At 44.7% G+C, this 14,270-nt stretch carries 17 protein-coding genes; 7 read left to right on the top strand and 10 right to left on the bottom strand.

What is annotated here, in order from left to right:
- Positions 1–9 precede the first annotated feature (9 nt).
- From DTQ70_RS01055 to DTQ70_RS01040, 4 genes are all read left to right on the top strand, one after another.
- Positions 10–738, top strand: a complete 729-nt coding sequence (locus DTQ70_RS01055) for a hypothetical protein (RefSeq protein ID WP_122929090.1) — start codon at positions 10–12, stop codon at positions 736–738.
- A 65-nt stretch (positions 739–803) separates the two neighbouring features.
- A complete protein-coding gene (locus tag DTQ70_RS01050) occupies positions 804–2,129 on the top strand; it encodes a M20/M25/M40 family metallo-hydrolase (protein ID WP_122934222.1) in 1,326 nt (441 codons plus the stop codon).
- Positions 2,130–2,152: 23 nt separating this feature from the next.
- Positions 2,153–3,175: a S9 family peptidase gene (locus DTQ70_RS01045; protein ID WP_122929089.1), complete on the top strand. Its 1,023-nt coding sequence runs from the start codon at positions 2,153–2,155 to the stop codon at positions 3,173–3,175.
- Between the two features lie 18 nt (positions 3,176–3,193).
- Positions 3,194–4,279: a hypothetical protein gene (locus DTQ70_RS01040; RefSeq protein WP_122929088.1), complete on the top strand. Its 1,086-nt coding sequence runs from the start codon at positions 3,194–3,196 to the stop codon at positions 4,277–4,279.
- On the opposite strand, the gene DTQ70_RS01035 is transcribed toward DTQ70_RS01040, so the two are convergent.
- The 6 genes from DTQ70_RS01035 to DTQ70_RS01010 form a co-directional block, all read right to left on the bottom strand.
- A complete protein-coding gene (locus tag DTQ70_RS01035; RefSeq protein ID WP_122929087.1) occupies positions 4,272–4,862 on the bottom strand; it encodes a Pycsar system effector family protein in 591 nt (196 codons plus the stop codon). The genes DTQ70_RS01040 and DTQ70_RS01035 overlap by 8 nt on opposite strands.
- An 11-nt stretch (positions 4,863–4,873) precedes the next feature.
- Positions 4,874–5,329 (bottom strand): DinB family protein, encoded by a 456-nt coding sequence (locus tag DTQ70_RS01030; protein WP_122934221.1) that lies wholly within the window; start codon positions 5,327–5,329, stop codon positions 4,874–4,876.
- 38 nt (positions 5,330–5,367) lie between these two features.
- The gene (locus tag DTQ70_RS01025; RefSeq protein ID WP_122929086.1) at positions 5,368–6,369 is read right to left on the bottom strand and encodes a 3-oxoacyl-ACP synthase III family protein; all 1,002 of its coding nucleotides are present in this window, start codon (positions 6,367–6,369) and stop codon (positions 5,368–5,370) included.
- A 66-nt stretch (positions 6,370–6,435) separates the two neighbouring features.
- Positions 6,436–6,687, bottom strand: coding sequence for a phosphoribosylformylglycinamidine synthase subunit PurS (gene purS / locus DTQ70_RS01020; RefSeq protein ID WP_028521798.1), 252 nt, complete (start codon positions 6,685–6,687; stop codon positions 6,436–6,438).
- A 43-nt stretch (positions 6,688–6,730) separates the two neighbouring features.
- Positions 6,731–7,438 carry a CDP-diacylglycerol--serine O-phosphatidyltransferase gene (gene pssA, locus DTQ70_RS01015; RefSeq protein ID WP_122929085.1) on the bottom strand — a complete coding sequence of 236 codons (708 nt, stop codon included), beginning with the start codon at positions 7,436–7,438 and terminating at the stop codon, positions 6,731–6,733.
- A gap of 4 nt (positions 7,439–7,442) precedes the next feature.
- Entirely contained in the window at positions 7,443–8,081 is a 639-nt protein-coding gene (locus DTQ70_RS01010) for an MBL fold metallo-hydrolase (RefSeq protein ID WP_122929084.1), read from the bottom strand.
- A gap of 59 nt (positions 8,082–8,140) precedes the next feature.
- Between DTQ70_RS01010 and DTQ70_RS01005 the strand changes: the two genes are divergently transcribed.
- The 3 genes from DTQ70_RS01005 (at position 8,141) to DTQ70_RS00995 (ending at position 11,421) form a co-directional block, all read left to right on the top strand.
- A complete protein-coding gene (locus DTQ70_RS01005; protein WP_122929083.1) occupies positions 8,141–8,890 on the top strand; it encodes a TIGR00730 family Rossman fold protein in 750 nt (249 codons plus the stop codon).
- A gap of 126 nt (positions 8,891–9,016) precedes the next feature.
- Positions 9,017–10,102, top strand: coding sequence for a GRAS family protein (locus DTQ70_RS01000; RefSeq protein ID WP_229600046.1), 1,086 nt, complete (start codon positions 9,017–9,019; stop codon positions 10,100–10,102).
- Positions 10,103–10,290: 188 nt separating this feature from the next.
- Positions 10,291–11,421, top strand: coding sequence for a histidinol-phosphate transaminase (locus DTQ70_RS00995; RefSeq protein ID WP_122929082.1), 1,131 nt, complete (start codon positions 10,291–10,293; stop codon positions 11,419–11,421).
- 16 nt (positions 11,422–11,437) lie between these two features.
- Here the strand turns inward: DTQ70_RS00995 and DTQ70_RS00990 are convergent, their stop codons facing one another.
- From DTQ70_RS00990 to DTQ70_RS00980, 4 genes are all read right to left on the bottom strand, one after another.
- On the bottom strand, positions 11,438–11,806 hold the full coding sequence (locus tag DTQ70_RS00990; protein WP_122929081.1) for an SxtJ family membrane protein: 369 nt from the start codon (positions 11,804–11,806) through the stop codon (positions 11,438–11,440).
- A 75-nt stretch (positions 11,807–11,881) separates the two neighbouring features.
- Positions 11,882–12,031 carry a DUF5989 family protein gene (locus DTQ70_RS30545; RefSeq protein WP_164489795.1) on the bottom strand — a complete coding sequence of 50 codons (150 nt, stop codon included), beginning with the start codon at positions 12,029–12,031 and terminating at the stop codon, positions 11,882–11,884.
- A 53-nt stretch (positions 12,032–12,084) separates the two neighbouring features.
- Positions 12,085–13,152, bottom strand: a complete 1,068-nt coding sequence (locus DTQ70_RS00985) for a hypothetical protein (RefSeq protein WP_122929080.1) — start codon at positions 13,150–13,152, stop codon at positions 12,085–12,087.
- A complete protein-coding gene (locus DTQ70_RS00980; protein WP_122929079.1) occupies positions 13,136–14,269 on the bottom strand; it encodes a GDSL-type esterase/lipase family protein in 1,134 nt (377 codons plus the stop codon). The genes DTQ70_RS00985 and DTQ70_RS00980 overlap by 17 nt, the downstream gene beginning before the upstream one ends.
- Position 14,270: the final 1 nt, after the last annotated feature.

The raw sequence follows: 14,270 nt of genomic DNA, 5'->3' as shown, positions 1-14,270 counted from the left end.
CACTCATCTATGAAACTCGAAACTACGTTATTCAAAAAAAGTCACTTCTACTTCATTGGATTTTTCCTGTTGATGGTCATCGGCTTTTGGTTTAGTTATTTTTCCCGATTGCTAGACCAAGCCAATTATCGAATGCACACCCACGGTATCAGCCTCATTTTGTGGTGCGCCATGCTGGTTGTGCAACCTTACCTCATTCGCCAAAAGAAAACGGCATTGCACCGCCAGGTTGGGAAATATTCTTACGTATTGGTTCCGTTGATTATCCTCACTACGTTGGATTTGCTCAAATTCCAAATTGGCAAGAGCCAAGCGTTAGGAACGATGGAATATTTCTTTATTGCATTGGTAATCAACGCGCTCATTGCTTTTTTGATTTTGTACGGTTTGGGAATTTATTACAAAAAGAAAGCGACCATTCACGCACGGTACTTGGTTTGCAGTACTTTTCCCATGGTTACGCCCATTACCGACCGACTCATTGGTCATTTTGCGCCTGGTATTCGGGCTTATTTGCCCACATTAGAAGGATGGCCTATCACGCCCGTGGCAGGTTTTTTATTGACCGATTTGCTCTTGATAGCGCTCAGTATTTGGGATTGGCGGTCGCACAAACGGCTGAATGTATTTCCGCTTGCTTTGGGGGTTCTGTTGGTCTATCATTATTCTGTGCTCAATTTCTACAAGTTTCCTTTTTGGCAAGCTTTCTGTCAATGGTTTTATGAGTTGAGTTTTTGATGGCTTATTTAAAAACATGTGTAGATTGCGGTAAAATTGGCGTACCATCTTTTTATTTCATCAATATGCTAAATCGTACCTCTACCTTCACATTGTTTACCTTGTTGAGTTGTTCTGTCTTTCTTCCAAAGCACGGAAATGCCCAAGAAAACGGCGAAGGCAAAAGCGGAAAAGTAGAAGCTTCTTACGTAAAGGAAATAGAGCAATTGGCCAAAACCAAGCCATTACAGGCCGCGTTTCAGTCTATTCTAGGCCAAACCCAACGCAACCGAAACGAGCTTATCATGCTCACCGAAATTCCTGCGCCACCGTTTATGGAAACCAAGCGCGGCGAACGCTTTGCCAGTATGCTCAAAGATGCGGGCGCTGATTCGGTTTGGACGGATAAAGAAGGAAATGTACTCGCACTTCGCAAGGGAAAGAAGCGCACGCGCACGGTTGCTTTTGACGCCCATTTGGACACCGTTTTTCCGCTCGAAACCAAGATTAAAGTAAGCAGCAATGCCGATACGCTCTTTGCGCCAGGCATTGCCGACAATACCCGTGGCTTGGTCTTGTTGCTGTCGGTAGTCAGAGCGCTGGAAGAAGCCAAGGTAGAAACCGAAGCAGATGTGCTGTTTGTGGGCTCGGTGGGCGAAGAAGGCTTGGGAGATTTGCGCGGCACCAAGTTTTTGTTTACCGACCAAAGTCGCCGCATCGACTCTTGGATTGCCATCGACGGCGGTGAAACGGGCACGCTTATCAACATGGGTTTGGGTTCGTTTCGTTACCGTGTCACGTTTCGTGGCCCTGGCGGTCACTCGTGGGGAGCTTTTGGGTTGGCCAATCCCCAACACGCGCTCGGTTCTGCCATTCATTATTTTTCCAAAGCGGCGGATAAGTTTACGCGTTCGGGCGCTCGCACAAGCTATAACGTAGGGCGCATTGGTGGCGGAACGTCGGTCAATTCGATTGCATTTGAGTCTTGGATGGAAGTCGATATGCGTTCAGAAATTCCCGAAAACCTCAACATGGTCGATTCGTTACTAAAAGCCTCCATTCAGCAAGCCTTGGTGGAGCACAATGCCATGAAACGCATGGGGCCCGCGTTGACGGTAGAAATCAAAAAAATAGGCGATCGTCCTTCTGGCGAACTTCCCGAAAGTGTTCCGCTCATTCAGCGCGCCATGGCCGCTACTACCTACTTTGGGGTATCGCCTCGACTAACCCGTGGCTCAACCAATTCCAACGTGCCTATTTCCAAAGGAATACCTGCGATTACGCTCGGACAAGGCGGAAAAACGGGCAATAACCACGCCCTTAACGAGTGGTGGTACGACGAAAAAGACAGCTATAAAGCCATTCAACTTGCCCTGCTGACGCTTGTATCGGAGGCAGGTTTGGCCAAATAAAACTACCTAAACGCCCATTCATCATGAAAAAACTCTTTTTTATTTGTTTATTGTTCTTGACAAATTGGTCATTTGGACAAAGTTCCGACCTCAACGAACGTGTCAAGGCGTTGGAAGACAAACTCCAATTTATGGAACAAGGTCTGACCAAAACCATCGACGACCTGCTTTGGTATGAAAAACTGGGCGATGTCGCCATCATTGACAAAGTTCGGTACGCCAGCAAGCCTCCGCACGTGGTACGCAACCCCACTGGGCAAGGCGCCTACAATCCCGTGGTTATTCCTGCCTATACTTTTATTCCAAAAAAATACGCGGAGTCTAAAAAGTTGCCGTTGATTGTGCTCATTCACGGGGGTGTTCACGGCGATTTTAATACGTTTTATGCCCACATTGTCCGCGAAATGGTTGAGCAAGGATACATCATCATCGCTCCCGAATACCGAGGAAGTACGGGCTACGGAAGCACTTTTTACCGCCAAATCGACTACGGTGCCTATGAAAACGATGATGTGTTGGCAGGAAAACGCTGGGCCGTCGAAAACATACCACAAGTCGATGCCGAACGCGTAGGAATTATGGGGTGGAGCCACGGCGGGATGATTACGCTCATGAATATTTTTGACCATCCCGAAGATTACCGCGTTGCCTACGCTGGCGTGCCTGTGAGTGACTTGATTGCCCGCATGGGCTACAAAACCCAAAGCTATCGCAACGAGTTCTCGTCACCCAATCACATTGGGAAAGATGCTGCCGAAAACGTGGCCGAATACCGCCGCCGCTCGCCGCTTTGGAATGCTCAAAAACTGAAAACCCCACTGCTCATTCACACCAATACCAACGACGAGGACGTCAACGTACTGGAAGTAGAAGGACTTATCAACGCACTGAAAGCCAACGGCAAAAAATTTGAGTATAAAATTTACCAAGAAGCCCCAGGTGGGCATACTTTCAACCGAATTGACACAAAATTAGCCAAAGAATCGCGGCAAGAGATCTACCGCTTCCTTGCGCCCCACCTTACACCGCCTAATCCTGTTAAATAACCTAAATCAGCCATTGCTATGAAACATTACCTCTATCTAGTTGCTTTTTGGGCTTGGTTTGCTCCTTGCACTTTCGGCCAATCTGTTTCCTCCGACACGGCAAAAGTGGAAAAAAAGGCCAATTTTGGCCCGCTCTTTAAAAACGATGATGTCATCAAATTGCGAATTGTCACCAACATTAAGGCGCTTCAAAAAGATCGTGGGGCTTCTCCTTCCAACCACTGGGCCGAATTGTATTATGCCCGCAAGAAGAAAGGTGACTTAAAAATTCCAATTAAACTCAAAGTGCGTGGAAACTTCCGCAAAGCATCCAAAAATTGTATTTTTCCGCCTTTATTACTGGATTTACCGCAAAAGAAAGACAAAAACTCCATCTTTGAACGCCAAAATCGGCTTAAACTCGTTACGCATTGCCAAAGTGAAGAATATATTTTCAACGAATACTTGGTGTATCGAATGTACAACCTGATTACAAATTACAGTTTTCGGGCACGAATTGCTCAGGTGACGTACGAAGATTCGGCAGGGCTTCAAAAACCCGTAACAAGCTATGCGTTTTTGCTTGAAGATGAGGACGATATGGCCAAACGCAACAAAGCCAAAGATTATACAATCAAACAAATTCCGATGCCCCGCATTGATTCTCTTCAAATGGCAACGGTTGCGGTGTTTGAATACATGATTGGCAACACCGATTGGTCTGTGCCTTATTTGCACAATATCAAGCTGTTAGCACCCAAAGGAGGAAAATATCCGATTCCTGTTCCTTATGATTTTGACCATTCGGGCATTGTAGAAGCAAAATACGCCCAACCTGCCGAGCAATTGGAACTTGCCTCAGTACGCGAGCGACTTTACCGAGGATTGACCTATCCGCCCGCTTTGCTCCAGCAGGTTTTTGCACGGTTTAAAGCAGCTAAACCCGAAATTTATGCGTTGTATCAAAACAACCCTCATCTAAAACCAGGTTACGTCAAGCGCACCCTTCGGTATTTGGATGATTTTTATTCGATTATCGACAATCCTAAAGATGTAAAGCGCTTGCTGATTTATGGTGGGGGAAAACCACAGGCGGCGGGTGTTGTGATCAAAGGGCTCAACTAACCCCAAATAACACCAACAAAAAACTAAGCAGCACCAACGGAAAACCAATCATAAACACCAAATAAGTGATTTTTAACAACCGATATTTACGCTCAATGACAAACCCTTGGGCGTAAATATTGTCAATCATCGTTTCTTTTACTCGTTCCTCTTCCGTTACCAGTTGCTTCATTGCTTCTTTGTACTCATCGCGCGATAGCGCCAAATAATCCCCGAAAAACAACAAGTCAATTTTGGATTTATCCAACGTCAGACGCTCGGCTTTGGAGCGTACCGACGGGCGGGTAGAAAGCAACGCCAAGGTAATCGTCGCTAGGCAAACCACTACCAACAAGGTCATCGGCACCAATAACCGAGGATTGGACTCTACTTCACTCACCAAGAAAGTGATAACCACCGAAATGATGATAGAATTAATCGAAATCATCAAGCCCGCTTTTTGGTCGGCCATGGCGCTGAGCTGAAGATGACTTGCTAAAGTCGTCCGAAACATTGTTTCTGCACTACGGCCTTCTTTTTTTTTCTTCTTCTTTTTCTCTTTCTTCGACTTGTCTTTTTCTTTGGGTTGTTCAAACTCTTCCATTGGTCTATTTTTTAAGATTGACGCGCCCAAAGTATAAAGTCAGTAGAGGGTACTTGGGACAATTCGGATTTTAAAATAGTGATGATTTGTCCACGGTGATAAGCCGCGTGGTGGCTCAAGTGCGTTAAAATATCACCTAACGACGACTGAAAAGTAGCACCAGTGGTGGTTTGGTAGGTAATAATTTTATCAAAATCGGCTTCGTCGGTATCTTTTACAAAGCTTGACCATTTTTGGTAACTGTGTTCCAACGTTTCGGAAAGCCAAGCCACAGGCAAGACGTCCCACACGCCTACCACCAAATGATCATTGGCAACGCGTGTAAACCAAACCATTTGTGCATTCAGCACATGGCTCATCAGCGACAAAGCTCTTTCGGGAGGTGTTTCGAGCGATTCAATGGAAGCGACCAATTGGGCGTTGGCCCAACGTTCATAATCAAGAAGTCGGAGAAAATGCGTTTTCATGGGAACAAAGGCTATGATTACTTCGACAATATACCCAATTACCATTTAATCAGTGCAGACGCCCACGTAAAACCGCTACCAAAAGCAGCCAAACAAACAAGGTCGCCTTCTTTGACGCGCCCTTCTTCCCAAGCTTCGGTGAGGGCAATCGGAATGGAGGCGGCAGTGGTGTTGCCGTATTTATGAATGTTGTTATAAACTTGGTCTTCGCGCAGACCCATCTGCTGGCGGATATATTCACTGATACGGATGTTCGCTTGGTGAGGTACTAGCAGCGAAATATCTTCAGGCTTGTAGCCATTGGCATCCAAGGCTTCGTTGATAGCTTCGGCAAAACGGACAACGGCGTGTTTAAAGACCGCGTTTCCGTTCATTATTACTTCAAATCCCCCCTCGTCCACCATCTCTTTGGTAGCCGAGCGAACGGGGCGACTACTGCCTGGGTCTTTTACAAACAAGTCTTCAGCAAAACGACCGTCGGCGTGTAAGTGCGTAGAAAGCACGCGGTGGGTCGGATCTTCGGTGGCCTGCACGACGGCAGCCCCTGCGCCATCCCCAAAAATCACCGCGACGTTGCGGCCTTTATTGCTTTTATCAGTCCAAGTCGATTGAATTTCGGCACCAATGACCAAAATCGTTTTATACGTATTGGTTTTGATGAATTGATCAGCAATCGAAAGCGCATACACAAAACCCGAACATTGTTCCCGAATGTCAATCACAGGAATACCAATGAGGTCGAGTTCGCGCTGCATCAAAAACGCCGAACCTGGAAAAAAATAGTCGGGCGTAATGGTGGCATACACAATCATGTCAACATCCGACGGTTGCAAACCTGCCCGTTCGAGGGCCTGACGCGCCGCCGCAGTAGCCATGCTCGCGTTGGTATCTTTGCCGTAGGTAAAGTAACGGCGTTCTTGAATCCCAGTCCGCTCACGAATCCACTGATCCGACGTATCCATCAGTTTGCTCAAGTCATCATTGGTTACTACGTTTTCGGGTACGTAAAAACCCAAACCTGTAATTTTGGAATATGGCATGATTGTAGGAGTATTAAATAACAAAAGGCAGAACTTCCTTCCGAATGCTCTGCCTTTATCGCTTCACTAAGCTTCTTTCAACGTGTAAGTATAGTCTTCCATAATCAAATTGGCCAACAATTTACTGCAAGCCGTTTCGACGAGTTGTTGGGCGGCAGCCTCTGAATCAGCGTCTAAACTCAAAGTGATGTGTTTGCCAATACGGACATCAGATACGTCGTCGATACCCAAATTATGAAGCCCGAGTTTAACGGCTTTCCCTTGTGGATCAAGGATTTCTTTTTGGGGCATGACGTTGATTTCGGCGATGAATTTCATAGAACTTAAAGCCCCCCACCCCCAATGGGGGAGATTTTGATTGTTAAGCCCCTTTTGGGGATTTGGGGGCTATGAATGAGAGTAAAATGTAAATACCGACTATCAGCGGAACGGCTGCAAATTTCAGCAAAATCAATAAAACCACCGACACCCCAAGGAAAATATATTTGAGTTGATTTTCTTTCCAACCAAAACTTTTGAATTTAAAGGCCAACAAAGGCACTTCCATGATCATCAAAAACGACATCACGAGCGTGTAGCTTATCAAGACCGTTGGATTAACAATAATGGATTGAGACTCAGGATACATCCTGAGAATAAAAGGAAGCGAGGCTACGACAATGGCATTGGCAGGGGTAGGCACCCCAATAAATGAATCGGCTTGGCGGGTATCAATGTTGAATTTGGCCAAACGCAAGGCCGAAAAAACCGCCAGCAAAAATGCAACGAAAGACACCAACATGCCCTCAATTTCGATGGAATCGTTGGTACGTTCGAGGTATTGAAACACAATCATGGAAGGCAAAACACCGAAGGTTACCATGTCGGCCAATGAATCCAATTCTTTGCCAATGGGCGAGGATTGATTTAAAAGTCGCGCGGCAAAGCCATCAAAAAAGTCCAACACCGCAGCCAAAAATATCAAGGCTCCCGCCAAAATCAAATCACCCCGAAAGCTGAACACAATACCTAAGCACCCACAAAGGAGATTGCCGCAGGTCATTAAATTGGGAATCGTAAAAAGGCGCATACGTTTATTTCAAAAAAGGATTATAACGGCGTTCGTAGCCGATGGTGGTGGGTTCCATGTGCCCTGCATAGACCTGATAGTCGTCGTCGAGCGTAAAAAACTTGGTACGAATGCTATTCAGGAGAGCCGCGTGGTCGCACAAAGGAAAATCGGTACGGCCTACACTTCCTTTAAATAATACGTCGCCGCCAATCACAAATTTTTGTGGATGACAAATAAAGGCAATGTGCCCTGGCGCATGACCTGGTACAAAGACCACGTCCAACGACGACTGCCCGAACGTCACTTTGTCTCCTTCTTCCAAAAACGCATCGGCCTCTACGGGCTCAAACCCAGGAATTCCCCATAGTTTGCAACGACTTTCGACCGCTTCCAATACAGGCAATTCTTTTTTGTGCATGTACATTTTTACGCCATATTTACGCTTCACAAATGCGCTCCCAAAGACATGGTCCAAATGCGCATGAGTTTGGAGTAAAGCTGTAACTTTTAATCCTTTTTCAGTAATAAAATTAGCCAATGTTTCCTTTTCCGACTGCATCAAACAACCTGGATCGATGATGACCGCTTCCTTGGTCTCGTCATAAAGAACGTAGGTATTTTCTGAAAAAGGAGAAAAAACAAAAGAAGTGATTTGAATCATAGTAGTTAAGCTATTCTGCCGCTAAGTTACTAAAGTATTTCCGAAACCAGACGAGTTCTATGCCCAATCCACCTTTCCCTCCGCCCTTCCTCGACCAACGCACGGGCGACTACTATTTAGAAGGCCCCAAAAGCCGTCGATTTGAGTTTTTGTTTGTGCTCGAAGTTTTTTGGGAATTTCTGAAAGGAATCCGTGCCCTGCACTTTGTTGGCCCTTGTGTCACGGTGTTTGGGTCGGCAAGGTTTAAAGAAGGAAGCGAGCACTACGAACAAGCCCGTGAGATGGGTCGGCGTATCGCGGTAGAGCTTGGGCTTACGGTGATGACAGGCGGCGGACCTGGCATCATGGAAGCCGCCAACCGTGGGGCGTTTGAAGCAGGCGGCCGCTCAGTGGGTTGTAATATCATTCTTCCGCACGAACAAAGTGAAAACCCTTACATGCACAAATGGGTAAAAATCAAGTACTTTTTTATTCGTAAAGTGCTTCTGGTCAAATATTCTTATGCCTTTGTGATTATGCCAGGCGGCGTAGGCACCATGGACGAGCTGTTTGAAACCCTAACGCTTATTCAAACGGGAACGATTCAGAACTTCCCGATGGTATTGATTGGTAAATCTTACTATGAACCACTCATTGAAATGCTCCAAAAAATGCAGGCCAAAGGGACTATTTCTCCCAACGACCTCAATTTGCTCAAAATCACCGACGATCTTGAAGAAGCGACCCAGCACATCCAAAGTTATTTGAAGGCAAATTTTAAAATCCAACGCCGCCGTCGTCCTATCTGGTGGTTGTTTGAAAAGAGTTAGCGGTTCACTTTTCTTTTTCTCCCTATTCAATGGCAAATACCAACGCCTTGGCTATTCAATTTTGAACCTTGGGGAGCTTTGGTTGTAGCTTTGAACCATCAAACAAAAACATAACCGCGCTCGACAATGGACTTTCTCGCAACTACCGCCTTGACTTCGTTACATGACTTGGCTAGTCGGATGCCTCATTCGCTCACCGAAGCTGATAATCAAACCCTTAACGACATTTATTTTGAGTCAGTCGAAGATTTAGAAAACCCTGAGTCGTTGTTCAATTATACGCTTACGAAAGCCATGCGTAAGCACACTACAGGTACACAGAGCCAAGAACATATTTATTTGCAACGTTTTGAAATTCCCCAAATTCGTTTGTTTGAGTTGTTGATTCAGCAATTTCCCTTGGCCAATTTGAGCCAACATTGCACCAATACTTTATTGATTGACGCCCTCGCCCAGCACACCCACCCCGTCTTGATGGACATCGGTATCGGGACTGGTTTTCAGGTGGCTAACATCATTGAAGGGTTGTCTAAAAAAGAAAACAGCAACGTCAAACACCTCACTGTCGTTGGTATTGAGCCATTTGCGGATGCCGTGACGACTGCCCACGAAAATGTAAAACGCGTGAGTGCCCAAGCTCCATTCACGGTTGAATTGGTGACAGAGGTCGCATTTATCGAAAACTATACCTTGGAAACGTTGCAAGCGCTTCTCCCCGCGCAACACGACGGAATTTATGCCAACGCCTCGTTTGCCTTACACCATATTCAACACGCTTCGCAACGTAAAACAGTATTTGAACTGCTAAAAACGCTTGGCATTAAAGCGTTGGCTCTGAGCGAACCCAATTCCAATCATTACGAACCCAATTACCAGCGTCGCTTCCAAAATTGCGTCAATCACTACGGCGCATTGTTCAGAATCATTGATACCCTCGATATAAACAGTACAGAAAAAGCAGCCTTGAAACTATTCTTTAGCCGTGAAATCGACGATGTTCTTGGCAATTCGGAGGAAGTTCGCGTAGAAAAACACTACGCCACTGAGCAATGGGAACAACTGATGGCCGAAACTGGATTCCAACTTGAAAAACGCGCGGCTCAGTTCCTATACACCCGCCTCAACGGAACAGATTTACAAACCGACCTGCCCAATCGCTACGCCACGGTCTTTGAAGGAGAAGAAATTACAAGTCTTTTCTGGGCTGTTTAATCATTTCATTGTTTTCCCCGCAGATTTCACAGAATTAATACCCGCGGAGTAGCGCAGAAACAGTCAGCGGAAATCTGCGAAAAAATCTGCGCCAATCAGCAGGTAAAACTTTCAACAACCTTAGCTGACGATAAGCCATAATAAACGCTTCAATAACTCTCTAAACCTTTTTCTAAAATAACAGAACCATGAACTCAATTGCACAACTGGCGGTACCCCGCGAGATACGAAAATCTTTTGCCTTTACTCCACAGACTATCTCAGTCGAAACACCTGAAACGGTCGCTCGGCTCCACTGCAACGAAACGCCTTTCGATTTACCAGAAGCATTAAAGCAGCAATTGACCGCCAAAATGGCATCGTTGGCCTGGAATCATTATCCCGATTTTCACAATACCGCACTCAAAGCGCTCATTGCCCAACAAGTCAGTGTTACTCCTGAAAATATACTCTTGGGAAATGGTTCTTCACAACTCATCCAACAAATCGTCAGTTGTTTTTCGAAGGTATTTTCGACGGCCATTCTCGAAAGCCCCACATTTACTTTTTACCACCAAGTATGTCAAAACGAGCGTATGAGCTATAAAGAATGGGTATTGTCACCAAACACGGGTTTTGACCTTGCGTCTTTTCCTCAAGTGACGGAGCCTGCTTTGGTGGTGTTAACTTCTCCCAACAACCCTACGGGCGCAACACTTCCGTTGGCCCACCTTCAAACATTGCTAGAAAAACACCCCGAATGTGTCTTTGTGATTGATGAAGCTTACGGTGATTTTGGGAGCGAAACGGCACTTTCGTTGGTACAACGCTATACCAACTTACTTGTACTCCGTACATTTTCAAAAGGGTACGGTTTGCCTAGTGTTCGTTTCGGTTATGCCGCTGGCAACGCTGCTCTTATCCAATTAGTGAAGAAATATACGATTCCTTTTACGGTCAATTGTTTTACGGAAGTTATTGTTTCAGAAGCGCTTACCAACGTCGATTTTATCAAATTTCAACAAGAAAACATCCAACGTATCAACAACTTACGTGATTTTGTTTACCAGCTTATCGACGAAGTATCAACTCCCCATACATTTTCGGTTCAGCCTTCAGCGGCCAACTTTTTGTTGCTCAGTTTTCAAGACGCAGATTTGTACAACAACCTCAAACTTGCCCTTCAAGCCAACTGTATTTTGGTAGCTTATCCGCTCCAAAACTGCCTCCGCCTCACCATCGGCACCGAAGTAGAAATGCACCGTGTGGTACGCCTTATCAAAAAAACGATGGCGCAACATAAAAGCCGCGCCATCGAAACAAATGTTGTCTGTAACTAAGCAAAAGGGAAGCTAACTACCAAATTTGCTCCAAATCTTTGGGTGTGTAAGTATGATTTCTTTCCGCATACACCGTATTTGAATCTGGACGTTTTACATTCATTGGATTTTTGGTAGAAAGGCGATAAAGCGTCGCAATCGGCCACAAAAATACATAAAAGAGAACCGTCAAAATAACGCGTGAGTTAAACCAGCCGAGTCCTTCCGCGATTTTAAACCAGATTTTAACGATAAAATCGCCAACGATTGGGATAAAAACACTGATAAGCCCTACTGCACCTGCTGCATATAACAAATACGTAGCTGCATTTTTGAAAATAAAAGAAAACACCACCAGCCCAGTAACAATCACCAACTGGGCTTTACTTTTTTCTGCTTCTGACATTTTTAGGGAAAAAGTTATCTGTTATCCGTTACTGGTTATTGGGAAGTCCGATAACCAGTAATGGATAACGTTCAATTAAAACAATGTATAAATGAAAGGTGCTACGGCAGAGCCACCACCAATCACGATGATGATACCAATCAATAACAAAAGGATGATCATTGGAGCTAACCACCATTTTTTACGCTCGCTCAAGAACGCCAACAAGTCTTTTAGAAAATCCATTTTTTAAAACGTTTTATAGTGCAAAAATAACCATTATTACTAGTCTAACCAACTCAATATGAATTACGAATCACATTGTTTTTCAACACATAGGAGGCTACATTGTTAGAGAATATCCGACAACCATCGTCCGTCAAATGGCAAATATCACAGAAATTTCGGCCTTCGCGGGGTAAAAGAGGCATCATATCCATGTAATGAACACCTTTATGAGCATTTGCAACTTGTTGCATCATGGCACGGTGGGCAAGAATTCCTTTTTCTACTGCCAAGGGCGTTCCCCAGGTCCGAATAGGTGACGACAAATCACAGCCTGCATAATCCCATTCTTGGTCTTTAAAGTTAGATTTACGCCATTTTTCGGGGATGTAATACGTAAAATTTACCAAAAGCAATGGTTCTTTACGCGCTTGCGCTGTTGCTACAATCTGAGTCAGATTTTTTTGATAAACAGGAGCTGTTTTAACATCAAATGCTTCCGAATAAAAACGTTCATCGGGTGCATCATTGATAAAATACCGTTTTCCAACAAGCGTAGAGGCATAATTTAAAAACAAGTGAACCATAAACGGAATCACTGTATAGCGCATCTCGGGATGTTGTTTTATCAAAGCAATATCATGGTACCAGCGCACATGGGTATAGTCAGAGCGAAACAGCGACGCAGGCACATTATTAAAACGGGTTTCGTTAATGCCTTCATAATAAATCACCAAATCGAAGTGCTTATTTTTCAACGATTTGTATTTATACAAATTATCGCTGGTCGTATGCCCCAAATTGGCTAAGTTAAAGTACCGAACTTTAGACGTATTCAGCCCTTTTCGTAGCGAATCTTGCAGATAGCGAGCCACTTTGCTCCTCCATTCATCAGCCACAACCGACCCACCCAAAACAAGAATATCCAACGAATCATTATCCGCTGAAATAGTCGAATTTTGAACGAGTTTCAATTCCTTATAGAAATGTTCCTCAACGGCCAAGTCGGGTCTAACAAAAGGAATTTCTTTACTGATTTTCAGGGTTAGACGAAAAGCTAGTTCGCAAAAAAGCCCAATCAATACGATGGTAATTAAAGCAAACAAACCTTTCTGCCTCGCACTGTTACGGGGTGCTTGCATGAATCTGTTTATATAATAAGTCGGCAATCAACGCATTTACTTTGGCGCTTGCGTGACCGTCGTTTTTACCCACAATTCGCTCCTTTGGGGGAATACTGCCCAAATGATCGCTAAGGCGAACGACCGGAATTTTCTGATTTATGAAAAAGTCTTCAATAGGCTTGGTATAACCATTGCTTTTTTCAACATTCTGTAAAAATGGCACCATCACCACGTACATCGGGGCATTGTTCTGGCGCGCATAGTCCACAATCTTCTGTAAATCACGCAAATGCGGATTCAGAATGGTTGTGTCGGTATATGATTTTTGGACAAAATCAGTAATCGACGCAGGAGGCATGTGCGGAAACTGCCAATAGAGGTAGTTGGGAAAATAAAAACGCATCACCAACGACCCTACTCCTGGGAACTTAATATCATCGTAAGGTTGAAACTGTGCCAAAGTCAATTTAGCATCGCGCGCCGCTTTCTCAATGTCATTTGGAAAATATTCCAGTACCAATATTTCGGGCTTTACGGGAAACTTTTGCAAACGCTGAAATTCATCGCGCGTATCTGACCCCGAAACACCTAGATTATACACGGCGTAGTTGTCTGCCCCCAATTTTTGTTCTAATTGGTCAGAGAAACGATCTTCCGTATTTTCCAATCCGTGCCCCGCCGCAAACGAGTCTCCCAAAACCAATACCTTCTTTTTCTTTTCGGCGTTTGTTTTAGGAAAATCACGGTAGCCTTCGGGTGTAATAGGGCGCCAATACTTTTCAAACCAAATCTGAGAGGCTTTACTGAGGTCACCTTCGTGGCTTTGCGAAATAAACATAAAGGTGATTTCCAATAACCCCACCAGCCAAACAATCATAATCCCTAGCGTAGCAATGTTGGCGACAATTTTGTTGCTTTTTTCATTTTTAATCACCCCGTAATAAAACATACGGAGCAATTCCACCAAAACCAACAACAGCGCCATTGCTTTCGCAACGCGAATAAAGAAGTTATCAACCAATCCTGCGTAGGGATAGTCAAATTTGATATTCCATTTGTCAGGGAAAAACAACAAGGCAAATGGAATACCAAGCAATAAAAGTCTAAAAACAGACGTGACGAGTTTTGAAGTCATT

Source organism: Runella sp. SP2 (assembly GCF_003711225.1).
Lineage (GTDB): Bacteria > Bacteroidota > Bacteroidia > Cytophagales > Spirosomataceae > Runella.
Note: the sequence above shows the minus strand (reverse complement) of the source record. Positions and strands in the feature narration are given on the sequence as shown.

Bases quoted from the DNA above. Each gene is read 5' to 3' on its own strand.
- DTQ70_RS01000 (WP_229600046.1), top strand. From the start codon at position 9,017: ATGGACTTTCTCGCAACTACCGCCTTGACTTCGTTACATGACTTGGCT.
- DTQ70_RS01045 (WP_122929089.1), top strand. From the start codon at position 2,153: ATGAAAAAACTCTTTTTTATTTGTTTATTGTTCTTGACAAATTGGTCA.
- DTQ70_RS01050 (WP_122934222.1), top strand. From the start codon at position 804: ATGCTAAATCGTACCTCTACCTTCACATTGTTTACCTTGTTGAGTTGT.
- DTQ70_RS00990 (WP_122929081.1), bottom strand. From the start codon at position 11,806: ATGTCAGAAGCAGAAAAAAGTAAAGCCCAGTTGGTGATTGTTACTGGG.
- DTQ70_RS01055 (WP_122929090.1), top strand. From the start codon at position 10: ATGAAACTCGAAACTACGTTATTCAAAAAAAGTCACTTCTACTTCATT.
- DTQ70_RS00980 (WP_122929079.1), bottom strand. From the start codon at position 14,269: ATGACTTCAAAACTCGTCACGTCTGTTTTTAGACTTTTATTGCTTGGT.
- DTQ70_RS01025 (WP_122929086.1), bottom strand. From the start codon at position 6,369: ATGCCATATTCCAAAATTACAGGTTTGGGTTTTTACGTACCCGAAAAC.
- DTQ70_RS01030 (WP_122934221.1), bottom strand. From the start codon at position 5,329: ATGAAAACGCATTTTCTCCGACTTCTTGATTATGAACGTTGGGCCAAC.
- DTQ70_RS00985 (WP_122929080.1), bottom strand. From the start codon at position 13,152: ATGCAAGCACCCCGTAACAGTGCGAGGCAGAAAGGTTTGTTTGCTTTA.
- purS (WP_028521798.1), bottom strand. From the start codon at position 6,687: ATGAAATTCATCGCCGAAATCAACGTCATGCCCCAAAAAGAAATCCTT.
- DTQ70_RS01040 (WP_122929088.1), top strand. From the start codon at position 3,194: ATGAAACATTACCTCTATCTAGTTGCTTTTTGGGCTTGGTTTGCTCCT.
- DTQ70_RS00995 (WP_122929082.1), top strand. From the start codon at position 10,291: ATGAACTCAATTGCACAACTGGCGGTACCCCGCGAGATACGAAAATCT.
- DTQ70_RS01035 (WP_122929087.1), bottom strand. From the start codon at position 4,862: ATGGAAGAGTTTGAACAACCCAAAGAAAAAGACAAGTCGAAGAAAGAG.
- DTQ70_RS01005 (WP_122929083.1), top strand. From the start codon at position 8,141: ATGCCCAATCCACCTTTCCCTCCGCCCTTCCTCGACCAACGCACGGGC.
- DTQ70_RS30545 (WP_164489795.1), bottom strand. From the start codon at position 12,031: ATGGATTTTCTAAAAGACTTGTTGGCGTTCTTGAGCGAGCGTAAAAAA.
- DTQ70_RS01010 (WP_122929084.1), bottom strand. From the start codon at position 8,081: ATGATTCAAATCACTTCTTTTGTTTTTTCTCCTTTTTCAGAAAATACC.
- pssA (WP_122929085.1), bottom strand. From the start codon at position 7,438: ATGCGCCTTTTTACGATTCCCAATTTAATGACCTGCGGCAATCTCCTT.